Origin of the sequence: Pseudorhodobacter sp. (genome assembly GCF_030452865.1) — a bacterium.
Lineage (GTDB): Bacteria > Pseudomonadota > Alphaproteobacteria > Rhodobacterales > Rhodobacteraceae > Pseudorhodobacter.
This window is the reverse complement of record NZ_JAKDLJ010000027.1, coordinates 1-17,662: the sequence shown is the minus strand read 5'-3', so window position 1 is coordinate 17,662 and position 17,662 is coordinate 1. Positions and strand designations below refer to the sequence as shown.

At 62.0% G+C, this 17,662-nt stretch carries 15 protein-coding genes; 3 read left to right on the top strand and 12 right to left on the bottom strand.

All coding sequences use genetic code 11. From position 1 onward, the window contains the following. On the bottom strand, positions 1-474 hold a 474-nt coding region (locus L0H65_RS03345), incomplete at its 3' end, for an ATP-binding cassette domain-containing protein (protein WP_301457398.1). 81 nt (positions 475-555) lie between these two features. Here L0H65_RS03345 and L0H65_RS03340 point away from each other — a divergent pair. Genes L0H65_RS03340 through L0H65_RS03330 form a run of 3 tightly spaced genes read left to right on the top strand, consistent with a single transcriptional unit; the run spans position 556 to position 3,946 of the window. Next, on the top strand, positions 556-1,209 hold the full coding sequence (locus L0H65_RS03340) for a TetR family transcriptional regulator C-terminal domain-containing protein (RefSeq protein WP_367651972.1): 654 nt from the start codon (positions 556-558) through the stop codon (positions 1,207-1,209). Then, the gene (locus L0H65_RS03335) at positions 1,206-2,384 is read left to right on the top strand and encodes a pyridoxal phosphate-dependent aminotransferase (protein ID WP_301457397.1); all 1,179 of its coding nucleotides are present in this window, start codon (positions 1,206-1,208) and stop codon (positions 2,382-2,384) included. The genes L0H65_RS03340 and L0H65_RS03335 overlap by 4 nt, the downstream gene beginning before the upstream one ends. After that, complete coding sequence (locus L0H65_RS03330) at positions 2,381-3,946, top strand: 5-guanidino-2-oxopentanoate decarboxylase (RefSeq protein ID WP_301457395.1); 1,566 nt, start codon at positions 2,381-2,383, stop codon at positions 3,944-3,946. The genes L0H65_RS03335 and L0H65_RS03330 overlap by 4 nt, the downstream gene beginning before the upstream one ends. A gap of 47 nt (positions 3,947-3,993) precedes the next feature. Here L0H65_RS03330 and L0H65_RS03325 read toward each other — a convergent pair whose 3' ends face one another. From L0H65_RS03325 to L0H65_RS03275, 11 genes are all read right to left on the bottom strand, one after another. Beyond that, entirely contained in the window at positions 3,994-4,629 is a 636-nt protein-coding gene (locus tag L0H65_RS03325) for a response regulator transcription factor (protein WP_301457394.1), read from the bottom strand. A 151-nt stretch (positions 4,630-4,780) separates the two neighbouring features. Beyond that, entirely contained in the window at positions 4,781-5,269 is a 489-nt protein-coding gene (locus L0H65_RS03320; RefSeq protein WP_301457393.1) for an Hsp20 family protein, read from the bottom strand. Between the two features lie 138 nt (positions 5,270-5,407). Further along, complete coding sequence (locus L0H65_RS03315) at positions 5,408-6,244, bottom strand: serine protease (protein ID WP_301457391.1); 837 nt, start codon at positions 6,242-6,244, stop codon at positions 5,408-5,410. Further along, on the bottom strand, positions 6,241-7,065 hold the full coding sequence (locus L0H65_RS03310; protein WP_301457389.1) for a serine protease: 825 nt from the start codon (positions 7,063-7,065) through the stop codon (positions 6,241-6,243). The genes L0H65_RS03315 and L0H65_RS03310 overlap by 4 nt, the downstream gene beginning before the upstream one ends. Before the next feature lie 69 nt (positions 7,066-7,134). Beyond that, on the bottom strand, positions 7,135-8,454 hold the full coding sequence (gene glcF / locus L0H65_RS03305) for a glycolate oxidase subunit GlcF (protein ID WP_301457388.1): 1,320 nt from the start codon (positions 8,452-8,454) through the stop codon (positions 7,135-7,137). Continuing rightward, on the bottom strand, positions 8,454-9,686 hold the full coding sequence (locus tag L0H65_RS03300) for an FAD-binding protein (protein WP_301457386.1): 1,233 nt from the start codon (positions 9,684-9,686) through the stop codon (positions 8,454-8,456). Before L0H65_RS03300 ends, glcF begins: the two co-directional genes overlap by 1 nt. A 68-nt stretch (positions 9,687-9,754) precedes the next feature. Beyond that, positions 9,755-11,188 (bottom strand): FAD-linked oxidase C-terminal domain-containing protein, encoded by a 1,434-nt coding sequence (locus L0H65_RS03295; RefSeq protein WP_301457385.1) that lies wholly within the window; start codon positions 11,186-11,188, stop codon positions 9,755-9,757. Positions 11,189-11,388: 200 nt separating this feature from the next. Then, positions 11,389-13,470 (bottom strand): hypothetical protein, encoded by a 2,082-nt coding sequence (locus L0H65_RS03290; RefSeq protein ID WP_301457384.1) that lies wholly within the window; start codon positions 13,468-13,470, stop codon positions 11,389-11,391. 13 nt (positions 13,471-13,483) lie between these two features. Further along, positions 13,484-16,252: a DUF4159 domain-containing protein gene (locus tag L0H65_RS03285; RefSeq protein ID WP_301457383.1), complete on the bottom strand. Its 2,769-nt coding sequence runs from the start codon at positions 16,250-16,252 to the stop codon at positions 13,484-13,486. Beyond that, positions 16,252-17,109 (bottom strand): DUF58 domain-containing protein, encoded by an 858-nt coding sequence (locus tag L0H65_RS03280; protein WP_301457399.1) that lies wholly within the window; start codon positions 17,107-17,109, stop codon positions 16,252-16,254. Before L0H65_RS03280 ends, L0H65_RS03285 begins: the two co-directional genes overlap by 1 nt. 26 nt (positions 17,110-17,135) lie before the next feature. After that, a partial coding sequence (locus tag L0H65_RS03275) for a MoxR family ATPase (protein ID WP_301457381.1) occupies positions 17,136-17,662 on the bottom strand: 527 nt, incomplete at its 5' end.

Below are 17,662 nucleotides of genomic sequence, written 5' to 3'. Positions count from 1 at the left end.
CTTATCGCCCAGCCCGACCCGTTCCAGAAGCCCCTTCGCGCGCTCCACCGCCTCAGCCTTAGGCGTACCAAGGACATGCACCGGAACCTCGATCAGGTTTTCCAGAACTGTCTTATGGCTCCACAGGTTGAACTGCTGGAACACCATGCCAAGGCTTTGCCGCAACCGTTCGATCTGTTTGCGGTCTGCCGGGCTACCGTCCGGGCGCAAGCGCACTTCTTCGCCACCGATAATGATCTGCCCGGAGGTCGGGGTTTCCAGAAAGTTGATGCAGCGCAGCATCGTGGATTTGCCGGAACCCGAGCCGCCGATGATCGCGATCACCTCGCCCTGACGCGCCATCAGATTAACGCCTTTCAGCACCTCCAACTTGCCGAATGACTTGTGCAGCCCTTTGATGCAAATTGCTTCGGGCTGCGCCATATCGGTGCCGGTATCGCGTAAAGTATCGCGTTTCTGTGTGCTGACGTTCATTGGACCTACATCAATTTCACGATTGCAGTTAGCCCGTTTTCGAGTAATTATGCAAGCGTATAATTATGGCTGGAAAGGCACATGATGTCCGGGGATCGCCGCAAATTCATTCGGCAGGATGAACATCAGCGCCGCGATGCGCTTATCAAGGCTGCGGTGGACCTGATTTCCGAGGTCGGGCCGCAGGGTGCCACCGTGCGCGCGATTGCCGAACAGGCCGGGGTGACGGCGGGCTTGATCCGGCACTACTTCACCAGCAAAGAAGTGCTGACCCGCGCCGCCTATTCCCATGTCATGGAAACCATGATCGAAGACAGCCTTGCACCGCTTGCACATGCGCCAGAGCAACCGGAAGCGCGGCTTGCGGTCTTTGTCGCCGCCTCTCTGCGGCCCCCGGTGATGGACCCGCGCGCGATGGGCATCTGGGCCGGATTCCTGCAATTGATGAAACATGACCCCGAAATGCAATCGGTTCATGAGGTCAGCTATCTGCGCTACCGTGATCTGCTGCAAGGATTGATCGCAGCCCTGCCCCGCACCGCCTCAGCACAGCAACTTCGCCGCGACGCGATTGCCTGCAATGGCGTCATTGACGGACTTTGGCTTGAAGGTTGCGCGCTTCCCGCAGGGTTCGCGCCGGGTGAGTTGGAACAGATCGGGCTGCAATCGGTCGGGGCCATCCTTGGCGTCGACCTGCTGTCAGCCCTGCCGGAGATGAAAAAGGACAACCAATGAGATATGCTGCAATCACCGACCGGCTCGCCGGTCTGGGCGGGGCCAAATGGGCGGTGCATGCGCGCGCGCGGGCGCTGGAGGCATCAGGTCGCAAGGTCATCAAGCTGACAATCGGAGAGCCGGACGTGCCGACGCCGCCCGCGCTGATCGACATTGCCGCGGCCTCCATGCGGGCCGGGCGCACCGGCTATTCCAATGGCCGGGGGGAGGCCGGTCTGTTGCGTGCGCTGGCGGCACGTTACACCGCGCGCCGGGGTCGTAGCTTTACGCCAGCCGAGATCATGTGTTTTCCCGGCACCCAAACCACGCTTTACGCCGTGATGATGGCGATGGTCGGGCCGGGGGATGAGGTGTTGGTCGGTGATCCGATGTATGCGACCTATGAAGGTGTCATTGCTGCAACCGGGGCCAGGATGGTGCCGGTTCCGTTGCGGCCGGAGGCGGGCTTTGCCATGCGCGCAACAGATATCGCGGCGCGGATCACGCCGCGGAGCCGGGTGATCTTCCTCAACTCGCCGCACAACCCGACCGGCGCGATGCTGAGCCATGCCGATTTCGCCGCAATCGGCGCGTTGGCAAAACAACATGACCTCTGGGTCCTTTGTGATGAGGTTTATGAGGATCTGGTGTTTGCCGGAACCGCCTTCGCCTCTCCGCTTGATCTGCCCGATCTGGCCGACCGCGTTGTCACCGCCGCTTCGATCTCCAAAAGCCATGCCGCGCCGGGGTTCCGCTCCGGCTGGTGCGTTGGTCCGGCGGAGTTCATGGCGCGCCTGTTGCCACTTGCGGAAACCATGCTCTTTGGCAACCAGCCTTTCATCGCCGATATGACCGAGGCGGCAATTGCGGAAGGCTCCCCCATTGCTGTCGGGATGACGGCGCGCTTTGCCCGCCGCGCGCGGCTGGTCACTGAAAAGCTGAACGGTGTCGCAGGTTTGCGGGTGCATGAACCCAAGGCCGGGATGTTCGCGCTGGTCGATGTGACGGCGATAAATCCGGATGGCACCGCTTTCGCACTGGCGCTGCTGGAGGAAAAATCCGTGGCCGTGATGCCGGGGGCGAGCTTTGGCACCGCCCTGAAGGGCTGGCTGCGGCTGAGCCTGACGGAACCCGATGACATGATCGAGGAAGCCTGCCGCCGCATCGCCGAATTCGCAGCGGAGCATCACGCATGAAAACTGTCGGTCAGGCACTTACAGAAGGTTTGCGCGCGCGGGGGGTCGAGGTGGTTTTCGGTATCCCCGGCGTGCATACGATTGAACTATATCGCGGGCTTTCCGGCTCCGGCATCCGCCATGTCACACCGCGCCACGAACAAGGTGCGGGTTTCATGGCCGATGGCTATGCGCGGGTGTCGGGCAAACCCGGCGTGGCGTTCGTCATCACCGGGCCGGGGCTGACCAATGCGCTGACGGCAATGGCGCAGGCCAAGGCCGACTCCGTTCCGATGCTGGTGATTTCCGGGGTGAACCGGCGCGCGTCACTTGGCCAGGGCCTTGGGCTGCTGCATGAATTGCCGGATCAGGCCGGCATGGTGCGCGCGCTTTGCCCCAGCTTTCAGGTCACGGCACCCGAAGCATTGCAGCGCTGCCTGAACCTTGCCTTTGCCGCGATGCTTGATGGCCGCCCCGGTCCGGTCCATATCGAAGTGCCTACGGATGTCATGGGAATGGAGGCGGCACCCACCAGCCCCCCGATCCTCACGGCCCAATCCCTGCCGGACATGGCACAGATCAGCGCCGCCGCAACGCTGTTGATGCAGGCCAAACGCCCGCTCATCCTTGCAGGGGGCGGCACACGCCATTGCGGCCCCGTCTTGCGCCAACTGGCCGAAGCGTTGGATGCGCCAGTGGTGCAAACCGTGAACGCGCGTGGCGTGATGGCCGGGCATCCCCTCGGCATTGCCGCGTCCCCCAGCCTGCAAGCGGTGCGCGACCTGATTGCGGCCTCAGATCAGGTTCTGGCCATCGGAACCGAGATTGGCCCGACCGATTACGATATGTATGCCACCGGCACCCTGCCGGAGCTGTCGGCGATGATCCGGGTGGATTGCTGTGTGCTGCAACTGGCACGCCACCCCTGCCGGATTGCCATTCACGCAGGGGCTGCAATGGCCTGTGCATCGTTGTCGGTGGCAATCGTGGCGCGCAACACGGGCGGCGCGGCCCGTGCCGCAGCGACAATGGCCGCCGCACGGGTGGAAATCGCGGCGCTATCGCCCGCGATGCCAGGGCAAATCGCATTTCTCGAAACCCTGCGTGAAACCTGCCCCGGCGCGATTGTGGTGGGTGACAGTACACAACCGGTCTATGCCGGAAACCTGCTTTACGACCATGACCGCGCAAATGGCTGGTTCAACGCCGCCACCGGCTTTGGTGCTTTGGGTTTTGCGCCCGGCGCAGCGGTGGGGGCGGCAATTGCCGATCCTGCGGCGCGGGTGTTTTGCCTGATCGGGGATGGCGGCTTGCAATTCTCCCCCGCTGAACTGCGCGTCGCGGTCGATGAAGGGCTGAACATCACCTATCTGGTCTGGAACAACGCAGGCTACGGCGAAATCGCAGCCGCCATGCGCGCCGCCAATACCGAGGTGATTGGATGTACCCCCTCGCCGCTTGGCTTGCGGGATTTCGCGGCAGCATGCAGCCTGCCCTACGCCTGCATCAACCCTGATGCAAACGCGCTGCGTGACAATATCGGCGCACGGGGGCCACGACTGATCGAGATCAGGGATTATTGAAGTGACCCTGCCAAGCTGGGGAGTGTTCGTAGAAAAATCGAGGCGGCTCAGATAAAGCCACCATTGCGCGCGATCATCGCCGCATGGGTCCGGTTCTTGGCGTGGAGCTTGCGGCTGAGTGTTTTGACATGCAGCTTGACCGTCACCTCTTGCAGATCAAGATCGCGGGCAATCTCCTTGTTGGCCTTGCCATCGCAGATGCCGCGCAGCACGGACGCCTCCCGCCGCGTCAGGTCGGCCAAAGGCGCACCCGGCGCGCGATCGGCATCGAGCAACCCCATCGGCGCGAAGGCATCGCCCTTCGCCATCAGGCGCACCGCATTGACCATCGCGCGCGACGCCATCTTCTTTGGCACAAAGCCGATGGCACCCGCCTCCAGCGCGGCCTCGGCCAAAGCCCGAGACGTGCCGCTGGACATGATCGCCACCGCCACATCGGGTTGCTTTTGCAACACCTGCGACAGCCCGGTCAGCCCCTGCATCGACGGCATTTCATGGTCAAGCATCACCAGATCGTAATTGATCTGCGCCATCGCGCCCAGCGCCCCCTCCAGCGAGGCGGCGGTATCGGCAACCTCGATCCCTTCGGCAAGCAGAAAAGCAGCGATGGTTTCGCGCACCAAGTCATGATCATCCGCGACGAGGATTTTCACGACGGCCAGCCTTTCCTGAAATACATCCACAAATATACTCTTTGGTATAGGTCATCACATTCCACTTTCAACGCCCCCCGCGCAATCCCTTTTCGCTTGCCCGGACATCACGTTTTGCCGAAAAACAACAAAAAAGGACGCAGCTTTCATGCTGCGCCCTTGGTCGTATGCTGCAAACCGGTCAGGTTTCGACGGTTTCCGGCAGGTCCGAAAGCGTCTTGCCCTCGATCTGGGTCGATGCGGAATCGCCCCGCGCAATCTCAATCCGGCGGGGTTTCAATGCTTCGGGCATTTCCCTAAGCAAGTCGATATGCAGCATCCCCAACTCATGCGCGGCACCGGTCACGCGAACATGATCGGCCAGTGCGAAGCGACGCTCAAACGCGCGGGTCGCAATGCCGCGGTGCAGATAGGCACGCTCCTGCGTGTCATCGGCCTTCCGCGCGGCAATGATCAAAGTCGCCTCCTTGACTTCAACCGACAATTCATCGGGCGTAAACCCGGCAACGGCAATCGAAATCCGGTAGGTGTTCTCGTCGGTCTTTTCGATGTTATATGGCGGGTAGCTTGGCTGCGTGACATCCGCAGTCAAGGCACGGTCCATCATGTCGGCGATGCGGTCAAAGCCAACGGTTGCCCGGTAGAGCGGGGCAAAATCAAAGTTACGCATATCATCCTCCGTAAAGCGATGCGTGAACGGCCTGCCCGTATTGGGCCAAGCCAATGAAAGCCAAGGCCCGGCATCGGCACCTTGGTTCCCTTGATCTGGGTGATCAAAAAGCGGATTCAACCCCCGCTGCGGCAATAATCACGGCGCTTTGACGAAACGCGCACCAATTCCGGCGTTGTCACTGCTGCCGACGCCGATGCGACGAATCTGGGCGCGCGGTGCGTCACCTTTGGCCAGAATCACGCCATTGCCAGACCGCAACGCCGATTTCAGGCCTTGCACCAGCGCCGGCAAGGCCATGCCGAACGAGGTCGATTTGCCGCCTTCACGATGCCCCGACGAAATGATGGAGATGATCTTGGCGCGATTGCCGGACAGATCAAAAACCGGCGCACCGGAGGAGCCGAACGTGACATCGCAATCGAAAGACATCAAGCGACTGTCGCGGTCTTTTATCTTGCATGCCCGCTGCCAGGACAGCGTATCCGCCCGCCCGCGCGCATAGGAAACCACACTGATCTGCGGTGCATCGCCCGCGCTCGCCACGGCAAAGGGGGCGGCCCGCCCGGCCGGTATCGGCTCTGCCAGTTCCAGCAGGGCGACATCATGCGCGACGCTTTCGGCACTGACTTGCGAAAATGGCACATAGGCCGGGTCCGCCACGGCACGCCGTACCGTCGCCGTTGCGATCACCTTGCTGCCGCGCAGCCCGGCACGAAAGGTGATGGTGGCGGGATCAAAGGGCTTGCCCCGAACTTCATCAAACAGGCAATGCGCCGCCGTCAGCACCAGATCGGGCGCAATCAGGGTGCCGGTGCAAAACGCCGATTGGCCAAGGTCGATCCGCCCCACCGCTTCCCACCCCAGAACCTGATCGCGCCGCGCCAACGCCTCCAGCCCTGAATTGGTTTTGTCCTGTGCGGCGACCGGCGCTGCGAGCAAGGCCAGCGCCAGGATAAGGGCGAACTGTGTCATGGTTTCACGAACTTGGCGCTGCTGCCTGCGCCATCTTCGATCGTGCGCAAGGCCGGATTGGCTTTTTGAAACGGGCTGCTTGCCGCATCAAGCGCCGCGCGCAGTGTCGCCAGCGGTTCCTGCAATGTGGTGCCGAGCGCAACCGACGCCCCTTCGTAATCTGCCTTTGACGACACGACCGAAACCACCCGTGCAATTCCATCTTTCATCGAAAAGATCGGCGCTCCGGACGACCCGAAATCGACCTTGCACGACAGCACCAGGATTTTCGGCTCCTGATCCAGGACATGGCACACCTCTTGCAGACTCGGGGCTTCTGACCGGTCCTTGGCATAGGACACGACCCCGACCTCATCGCCCTTGTGTGGCAAAAGATCGGTTTCAAACGGATGGATGGAGGTCAACCGGATCGGCTGATCCAGTTCCAGAAGTGCCAGATCATAGGACACCCGCGTCAGCCTGTCGCTGCCACCGTAAACATATTCCGGATGTGCCACCGCGCGCCGTACCCCGCGATAGGCCGCCGCACGCCCATTGCGCCATCCGGCCAGAAACTCCATGTCCTCGGGCTTGAGTCGCGCGCCTGACTTGCTGTCAAACAAGCAGTGCGCCGCCGTCAGCACCAGATTTGGCGCGATCAACGCACCGGTGCAAAAGCTGTGTTTGCCCATGTTGAGCCGACCAACGGCGTTCCAACCCCGGCTTTCATCGCCGGTATCAAGGCGCCGCAACGCCGATTCTTCGGCACTCGCGGCACCGCGCACGGCAAAAACCAGCATCAGGCAAAGCGCCGCGCGGGCGAGGATTCGAAGCAGGGCCATACAACCTCCGGTATCTCTTTTCGCGATATCGGGCATTTGCGGCAGATTTATGGCTGTTGCACCAAGCGGTTAAAATGACGTTAAGGCAGATGGATTTTTGTCAAAATGCAACAATGCAGCGGGTTTCGGCCCGCCCGTCGCCCAGTCAAGCAGTTCGACCGTATGCACAATCGGAATATCGGTGTCCGATCCGATCTGCATCATGCAACCGATGTTTCCGGCCGCAATGATGTCGGGCGTTTTCGCCTCCAACGTCTGCACCTTGCGCGCCTTGAGTTGCTGGCTGATCTCCGGTTGCAACAGGTTATAGGTTCCGGCAGAGCCACAACACAGATGGCTGTCGGCAGGCTCCACCACCTCAAACCCGACACGTTTCAGCAAATCCTTCGGCGCGGATCTGATCTGCTGCCCGTGTTGCAGGCTGCATGCAGCGTGATAGGCAACCCTGATCCCCTTTGCCGCACCTTGAGGCAAGCCGACCTTCGCCAACAACTCCGACACATCGAGGGCCATGGCGGAAACTTCCGCCGCATCCGCCGCCAGCGGATCATTGCGGAACATATGGCCGTAATCCTTGATCGTGGTGCCACAACCCGAGGTATTGATCACCACCCCATCCAAACCTCCGGCGCGTTTCTCTGCCATCCAGGCACGGATATTGGCGGCGGCAAAGCTGTGGGCGGCGTCAACTTTACCCATGTGATGTGTCAGCGCGCCGCAACAACCCATCCCTTTGGCGATCACCACCTCACACCCCAACCGGCGCAAAATACGGATCGTCGCATCGTTGATATCGGTGTTCAACGCCTTTTGTGCGCAACCTGTCAGCAGTGCGATCCGAAACTTCCGATGGCCCACAGGTGCGAAACTTTGCGGGTCATCGTTGCGGCTGACCGGTGGAATGGATTTCGGTGCCATCGCCAACATCGCGCGCAACCGCGCATCCGGCACCAGTGAGCCAAATGGCCGCCCGATCTTTGCACCCAACAGCACCAGCCGAAACCGGGTCGGATAAGGGATGACCTGCGCCAGAAGCCACCGCAGGAACCGATCCATCAGCGGGCGTTTATACGTTCTCTCGATATAGTCCCGCGCGTGATCGACCAGATGCATGTAATGCACGCCGCTCGGGCAGGTCGTCATGCAGGCAAGGCACGACAGGCAGCGGTCAATATGCTTGACGGTGTTTGCATCGGCGGGCCGCCCTCGCTCCAGCATGTCCTTGATCAGATAGATGCGGCCACGCGGGCTGTCCAACTCATCGCCGAGGAGTTGATAGGTCGGACAGGTCGCGGTGCAAAATCCACAATGCACACAGGCACGCAAAATCTCATTGCTGCGGGCGGTGGCGGGGTCGCTGAGCCGTTCATGGCTAAAATTGGTCTGCATCAGCCCATGACCCCTTGATTCAGAATACCGCGCGGATCGAACTTTGCCCGCAAACCGCGTGTCAGCGCCGCAATACCGGCGCTTTCGGGTTGGAACGGTTGCACCCGCGCGGCCAAACCCGGCGGCGCTTTTAGCAAGGTCGCATGGCCACACTCGACCGCGCAAAAGCTTTGCAAATACTCGAACAAGAGTTTCGCGCCGTGCAACTCCGGCTCCACTCCCCTGTCAGGGGCGACCTGCGCATTCTCGGCCAATTGCCGCGCGGTTGCAGCCACCCAAACCAATCCGCCGCCCCAATCCAGCATCACGTCAAAGCCACGGCGCAACGGCGGCCTGGCGAAAAACAGATTCGCCGCATCGAAATAAAGCCCCGCGAAATCCGAAGGTTTGATTGACAGTCGCGCGACGAAGGGATGATCGGCAAACGCAGTCACATCCCGCATCTCTTGCCATTTCAACCGCGACAAGGATGCATCCTCCTCCAACTCCGCCTCGCCAAAAGGCGCAAGCAAACGCGCCAGTTCCCGCAGGCGATACGCGACAGACGGCGAAAACCCTTCCAGCCGCAGCCGTGTAACAGATGCAAACCCGGTGCCGATCACCCCATGGGCCGCACCCGTCACCTCATATGGTGATCCCAGCGCCGCTGCCATCGCCGCAACTGCCTGCGCTTCATCGAGACCATGCAGGCACAGGCTCGCCTGCGTTTCGGGCGCAGGCAACACCTTGAAGCTGATTTCGCTCAGCACCCCCAAACTCCCATGACTGCCGCAGAGCAATTTCACCAGATCATAGCCGGTCACGTTTTTCATCACGCGACCGCCGTTCCTGATCACCCTGCCCATCCCATCGACAAAGCGCAGGCCGAGAATATGGTCGCGGCAGGCCCCCACCTGAATCCGCCGCGGGCCAGAGGCATTCGCGGCCACAACCCCACCAATCGTTGCCACCCCCTCGCGCCCCAGAAGCCTGCGCATGTCCGGTGGCTCAAACGCCACCCGCTGGGTATCCGAAGCCAGTGCTGCCTTGATCTCCGCAAGCGGCGTCCCTGCCGCCGCGATCATGGTCAACGCCCCCGGTTCATAAAGTGATATGCCGGCCAGCGCGCCGGTTTCCAACACATCCCCCGGCGGCACCCGACCAATTGCCCGTGTTCCGCCACCCACAATCCGCAACGACCCTGCGGCACCGCGAAGCGCCTCCGCCAACTCTTGTTCCGTGTCTGGCCTCATGCGCTCTGCCCTGTCTTCTCTGGTCAAATATCCTCGGGGGTCCGGGGGCAGACAGCCCCCGGCGCGGGTCACCCCGCGCGCCGCTCAGCCGTTACATCCAACGGAAACACCTTCGCCGGGTTCAGCAACCAGCCGGGATCAAACACATCCTTGACCCAAAGCTGCGCTTCCATATCCTCGGATGTGAATTGCACCTTCATCAGATCGCGCTTTTCAACACCCACACCATGCTCCCCCGTCAAACAACCGCCGACTTCAACACAGAGCTTCAGAACATCGGCCCCAAATGCCTCACACAATTCCAGATCACCCGGTTTGTTCGCGTCAAACAGAATCAGCGGATGCATATTGCCATCGCCTGCATGAAACACATTCGCAACGCCCAAGCCATATTGCGCGCTCATCTCGCCGATCCGACGCAAAACGTATGGCAGGGATGACACCGGGATGGTCCCGTCCAGACAGATGTAATCGCTGATCTGTCCCATGGCCCCAAACGCCGATTTTCGCCCCAGCCAGATGCGGCGGGCCTCATCCTCATCCGCCGCCTCGCGGATTTCCACCGGGTTGTGACGCCTGGCAATGGCGGTAATCAGGCCAAGCTGCGCGTCAATCTCCGCGCGCGCTCCTTCGACCTCGACAATCAGCAGCGCCTCGCACATCGGATACCCGGCCTTGGCAAAGGCTTCGGTTGCCTCGATGCAGGGCCGGTCCATGAATTCGATTGCAACCGGCAAGACGCCTGCCTTGATGATATCGGACACACAGGCTCCGGCCACCTCATTGCTGTCAAACCCGATCAACACCGGCCGCGCGCCTTCGGGTTTCGGCAAAATCCGCAACCACGCTTCGGTCACCACGCCCAACTGTCCTTCTGATCCGCAGATCACACCAAGCAAGTCCAATCCCGGCGCATCGAGATACGGCCCACCGATTTCCAGCACGGTGCCATCCATCTGTACGAGAGTCACGCCCAGCAAATTATTGGTCGTCACCCCGTATTTCAGACAATGCGCGCCGCCGGAATTCATCGCGATATTCCCGGCAATCGCGCAGGCAAGCTGGCTCGACGGGTCCGGTGCATAGAAAAACCCGTCGCTTTCCACCGCGCCGGTCACAGAAAGGTTCGTGCGACCCGCTTGCACCCGGATAAAGCGGTTGGCATAATCGGTTTCCAGCACCGCATTCATCCGCGCCACGCCCAGAATGACGCAATCCCCGGTTGGCAACGCCCCCCCCGCCAGCGAGGTGCCGGAGCCGCGCGGAACCACCGGCACGCCCATCGCGTGACAAATCCGCAGCACCGCCGACACTTCGGTAGTGGTGCGCGGCAAAACCGCAACCAGCGGCGGGCAGCGATAGGCGGTCAGCGCGTCACATTCATAGGCGCGCAATTCCGCCGTCTCAACAATCACCGCGTCTTGCGGCAACACCTGTTGCAAAGCGGCAACCAGTGCAGGTTTGCGCGCCACCACGGCAGCATCAACCACCGGCATTTCCATAGTGCGCTCCCGACTTGTTCTGGTTGGAAAAACATACAACCGACCGTAGCATTTCGCAAAGCTCCATCGGCGGAACGCGACATCAGCTTGCAATTCCAAACGGCCAGGCGGTATCGCTCTGTGCAGCAATGTGGCGCGCTTTTGCGCTTTTCTCCACCGTTGAGGGGCCTCAGACGGACATCACACCGAACGCGCAGCAATCATCCTTGAACGCGGGCTTTCCCGCTGCCCTTGCGGCCTTCGACCAACCAGCCAAGAACCGCAAAACCCACTGCCAGCAGCAGCCAGATCCAACCTGGCAACAGCGCCGCGACGCGGATATCCTGCGTCAGATAGGCTCTGCGCGGGGTAATCCCGATCCAACCCCGCCCCGCCGCAACCCGACCTTCGGACACCCGGCGAATGTCCGGCTCACCATCCTCCAGCCGCAGGATACCGCCGCGCAGGGGGGCGACGACAGGTTCCAGCTTGTCACCACTGGCGATGGTTTCCTCAAACTCCTTCGGCGCAGACGGGCCAAGGGCCATCACTGTCGAAAGATCTCCCTGCGTCAGCCGGTAAAGCCCCATTTCAGGCGCATCCCATTGCGCGGAATAGCGACCGGGTGCCACCTCTGGCAGCGCCAACTCGGTTTCCGTGCCATCAGGTGCTGTGATCGTCACCGGGCCGGGGCCGTCGCCAATGGTGCGGCGCGTCACTGTCAAGCGTTGGCCGACAGCACTTGCGACCAGCGCTTCCTCCTCCAGGTCTGGTTCTTTCATCATCCAATGCGCCAAGCGCCGCAACAATTCCAACTGCGGCCCGCCGCCCTCATACCCGCGGCCCCAAAGCCACATCTGGTCAGAGCCGAGAACCGCAATCCGCCCCTTTTCCACCCGGTCAAGCACCAGCAAAGGCTGGCCGTCGATCCCTGACATCACCGCCTGCCCCGATATCTGGCGCATCCCGATTTCGCGGAACCAGCGACCCCAACCGCCCGCAGGGGCCAGTTTTTCCAAGCCTTGCGTCACCGGATGACGTTTGCCGAGGTCTGTCAGTTCCGGCTTGAACCCTTGTTCATAAATCCGGCTCGTCGCCTCCACCGGCATGATCTCCCCCAGGGCAGAACGCCAAAGACTGTCCGCGCCGCCAAACTCCGGCCCCGCCGCGACCAGCACGGTGCCGCCGCGTTTGACATAATCGCGCACATTTTGCAGATAGGAGGAGGGCAGGATGCCGCGCAAACGGTAGCGATCAAAGATGATCAGATCAAATTCATCAATCTTTTCCACGAACAATTCGCGCGTCGGAAAGGCGATCAGCGACAATTCATCGACCGGGATGCCGTCTTGCTTTTCGGGTGGGCGCAGAATGGTGAAATGCACCAAATCCACCGACGGGTCGGATTTTAAGAGGTTGCGCCAGACCCGTTCCCCCGCATGCGGTTCCCCCGAAACCAGCAGCACCCGCAAGCGGTCGCGCACCCCGTTGATCTGCACGACGGCGGCATTGTTGCGGTCGGTCAACTCACCTTCCATCGTCGCCACCTGAAATTGCAGCACATTCATGCCGCCGTGGGGTAAGGTGACTGGCAGCTCCAGATCCTCCCCCACCGGCACCCGGTATTCCTGCGGCGCCTCGCCATCCACCGCAATTGAGATCATGGCAGAACCCGCCACCGCCGCAGGCACCGCCCCTTGATCATCAATCCTAAGGGTCAAGGTTACAGCCTCGCCCAAAATCGCAAAGGCAGGCGCGTTCTTCACGATCAACCGGCGGTCCCAATCGGTCTTGTGCCCGGTCAGAAGTACATGCAGCGGCGCGGGCAATTTGGGGGCAGCAGCAAGGTCATGCGCCTGCCCATCGGTAATCAGGATCATTCCTGCCACCCGCGCGCGGGGTTCTTCGGCCAAAGCCTCCGATAACGCGGTCATCAGTTGCGTGCCAAGATCACCTTCGGCGTCACCCACATGCACCACCCTCAACTCGGTATTTTCCTGCGCCGCAACTTCTGCCGTCACCCGCGCCAAAGCGGCTGCGGTTTGGGCCGGTCGGTCGGCGATGCGTTGGCTCGCGCTGTCATCGACCACAGCAATCACGATATCGGACAAAGGTTCGCGATCCTCACGCTGCAAGGAGGGATTGGCCAGCGCGGCCAGCAAGGCCACGGCCCCAAGCCCGCGCAAGGCCCAACCGGCAAGACCGCGTATCAGGCCAAAACCGACCAGCAGCAATGCCGCAGCGGCCAAGGCATAAATCCCCCAGAGCGGGATCAGCGGGTCAAAGATAAGGCTTCCGGTCACTGATCCTGCCCTTTCATTGCCCCAGCCTTTCCAGCAATGCCGGCACATGCACCTGATCGGATTTGTAGTTCCCGGTCAGCACATACATGATGAGGTTGATCCCGAACCGCGTCGCAATCTCACGCTGCCGCTCGCCGGTATAGCCGCGCCCGACCGGGAACATCGGCACATCATTGGCATCCAGCGCCCAGGCTGCGGCCCAGTCATTGCCGCCGATCACCACCGGCGTCACCCCATCATTGAGGTTGCGAAACGGCATGCCCTCGGCAAGTTTCGCATCCGGCGGCGCGGCCTCGACCCAGACGTTGCGGTTGGTGTAGCGGCCGGGGAAGTCTTGCAGCAGATAAAAGCTGCGGGTCAGAACATGGTCTTCGGGCAGAATTTCCAGCGGTGGGATATCAAGCGGGGCGGCCAAAAGCTGCAAGCGTCGTGATTCAGGGGTTTGGCCCGGCATATCACCATCGCGGGTGTCAAACATGATCATCCCGCCGGTGCGCAAATAGCGGTTCAGCTTGGCATAGGCGGCGCTGGAAGGTGCGGGTTGATCGGCAGTGACCGGCCAATAAAGGAACGGAAAGAACACCAGCTCATCGGTTTCAAGATTGACCGACAGCGGTGCGCCCGGCTCAATCGTTGTACGTTCCGTAAGCCGGGTGCCAAGCCCGGCCAGACCTGCTTCGGAAACCCTGTCCACCCGCGCATCGCCGGTCAGAACATAGCCCAGCCGCACCTCTGACGTTGCCTCGATCGCGCGGGCGTCACCGGGTTGCGGCGCTTGCGCCTGCGCGTTGTGCGGCGCAAAAAGGCCAAATGCCAGCAGCACAACCGCCACCTTGCGCAAGCCACCCCAAAGCCGTCCAGACAGTGCCAAGGCCGCCAACAGATCGGCAAGCAACAAGGTCAGCGCAGCGGCAAGCGCCAAGCCTTTCAACGCCTGTTCATTCTGAACATCGAGACCTTCCCGCGCGACATCGGCAGGCCAGACCGGCGCGGTCAGCACCGTATTCGCGCTGATCACGTTCAACGCAACCCGCCTGTCATCGCCCGCGTACAACCCCGGTGGCATCTTTGCACTCGGGCCCACTGATGCAATTGCGGCAGCAAGGTCGGCACCTTCAACACCAGCAACATCGCCTGCATCCCCCATCACGCCGAACGCATCAAGCGACACCTGCGGCACCCAAACCTGCCCTGCCAGATCCTTTGCATCGGGTGCGGTCGGGCGACTCGATACCGCCAGCCGTTCCAGCATTTGCACGAACAGGCCAGACAGCGGCAGGCTCGACCATTCGGCATTGGCGGTGACGTGGAACAATACAACCTGCCCCTGCCCGACCGCTTTGCGCGTGACCAGCGGCGTGCCATCGGCCAGCGCCGCTATCGTCCGTTGCGGCAAGTCCGGATCAGGCTGCGCCAACACCTGCGCCGAGACGGTCACATCGTCCGGGATTTGCAGCCCATAGAACGGCGAGCCTTCGACAAAGGGGGCCAAGGACTTCGGTTCGCCCCAGCTCATTGCACCGCCGACATTGCGCCCGCCTTCGCGCAAGCGCACCGGCATCAAAGGGTCCTCGGAGGCACGGCTCACCTCGGAGGCTGCCAGTTTCGGCCCGGCAAAGCGCAACAGCAAACCGCCCTTGTCAAGCCAATCGGAAATCGCCGATTCTTCGTCCGGCGACAGGGTGGCAACATCGGCCAGTACGATCACATCGGGATTGGCGAGAACCACGTCTGAGATGCTGCCGTCGATCAGTTCCGCCACCGGCTCCAATGCTTGCCGCAGATAGTGAACGGGGGACAGCAGTTGCAAACCTTCCGCGCCGGTTTGCCCTGCAATCAATGCCACCTTACGGCGTTTCAAACTGTCATCGGTCAGACTGACAGCGGCGGCAGAACGGATCCCGGCAAGTTCAAACCGACTGACCCTATTGCGCAATTCGGGCGGCAGCGACAGCTTGATTTCGGCATCCGCTGCGCCCGCAGCAAAGGACAGTGGCACGCGGGCCAGTTCCCGCTCAATCCCCGCAGGGTCAAGACCACGGGCGGAAACCTCGACCTCTGCCGCATCGGTCGCAGGCAAGCGGGAGGCGGAAAGTTTGATCGCGCCATCCTCAAACTGCGCGGGCCGCAGCGCCATCACCGGGCGCGGGCTTTCAAACACCGTCACGCCGCCGCGCGATTGTAGCGCCGAGAGCAGGTCAGCACGCCCCGGATGCTCCACCCCGTCCGACAGCCAAAAGCTGGAAAAACGCCCCGCGGGCAAGGCTTTGGCCCATCCGGTAAAATCGGGTGCCCAAGGATTCGGCGTAACACCAGCCATGGTTTGGCCCAACGCACCGGCAGCTTGAAACGCAGGTTCTGCAGCGGGTTCCGTCAGACGGACCAGAGCCACAGGTCGCCCGGTCCGGCCGGCTTCGGCCACCAATGCGGTCGCCCGGTCAATCCGGCGCGGCCAATCGCGGGCATCAGCCCAAGTCGCATCCATCACAATCAGCAAAGGCCCGGTTTCAGCGGTGTTCCGTTGATCAGGGTTCAGCACCGGGCCAGCAAAGCCGATGATCGCCGCCGCCAGTGCCGCCATGCGCAACAGGAGCAACCACCACGGGGTCTTGTCGGTTTCCGCCTCGGCATCCGTCAGACCCAGCAACAGCGCCACACCGGGAAAGCGGCGACGGATGGGGGCAGGCGGCACCGCACGCAGCAATAGCCACAAGACGGGAAGCGCAATCAACCCCAACAGGAGCAGCGGCGCGGTAAACCCCAAAGGCCCGATCATGAACATCAGCGCCCCCGTTCCAGTGCCGTGTAAAGCCAAAGCAGCGCCGATTGCGCCGACTGGCCGCTATGATGGCACAGGTAATGCCAGCCAGAGGCGCGGGCAAGGGTTTCGATCCGGCCCTTTCGTTCGGCGAGACGATCCAGATACCGGTCGCGCAAATCACCCGCGCGCAGGGTTTCATGGCGCAGACTGCCGCCCATGGATTCGAAAATCGTGCGCCCGTCGAAGGGAAACTCCTCCTCCGCCGGATCGAGGATTTGCACCAAAGCGCCTTTGACGCCGCGATCTGACGCCATGCCGAGCGCGGTTTCTACCTCCTCCGGGTCTCCGAGGAAATCGGAAAAGAACACAGCGCGACTATGACTCATCAGGCCCGCGACATTCGGCGCCCCGTAATCCTGCTCACCAAGATCGCGGGTCATACCCTCCATCAAATGTAGCAGCTGCGCCCGGCCCGCGCGCGGTCGCGCCGCCTCACCCGTCAGCCCGACCCGTTCACCGCCGCGCAACAGCAGGACCGACAGCGCCAGTGCCAGAAGCTGCGCGCGGTCGGATTTGGGCGGACGAGACTTATCACCGGAAAACTGCATCGAACGCGCGGGATCAACCCAAAGCGACACGGTTTGCGCCGCCTGCCATTCGCGCTCACGCACGAAATGCTGGTCCGAGCGGGCGGAGCGCCGCCAGTCAAGCTGGCTTGCGCTATCGCCGGCATGGGCGGGGCGGTATTGCCAGAACTCATCCCCCATGCCTGCGCGGCGGCGGCCATGCTCGCCCAGCATCACGGTTGAGGCCAGATGCTCCGCCTGCGCCAAAAGTGCTGGCAGCGCCTCGCCAAGCGTTTCCGCACGGCTGCGCATATCCACAGACTGGGGCGTGGTTTCACTCACGCGGCAGCCTCTAGCCCCAAGGTGCGGGTCACGGTCGCGTCAATCAACCCGCCGAGGCTTTCGCCACGCGCACGGGCCGCGAACGACAGCGCCATGCGATGAATCAGGACCGGGCGCGCAAGAGCAGCAACGTCGGCCACCGACGGCGCAAGCCGCCCGTCAAGCAGCGCCCGCGCCCGCACGGTCAGCATCAAAGCCTGCGCCGCACGCGGCCCCGGACCCCATGAAAGCTGACCGCGAAGCGCGGCACCTTCGGCTTCCTCCGGGCGACATGCGCGCACCAGATCAAGAATCGCTTCCACCACCTGATCGCCCACCGGCATCCGCCGCAGCACCGATTGCGCTTGCAGCAACTCAGCGGCGGTAAAGACCCCATGCACCTGCGCTTCGGTCGCTCCTGTCGTTGCCAACAAAATCTCCCGCTCATTGGCGCGGTCGGGGTAGGCGACATCGACCTGCACGAGGAAACGGTCAAGCTGCGCTTCGGGCAGCGGGTAGGTGCCTTCCTGCTCAATCGGGTTCT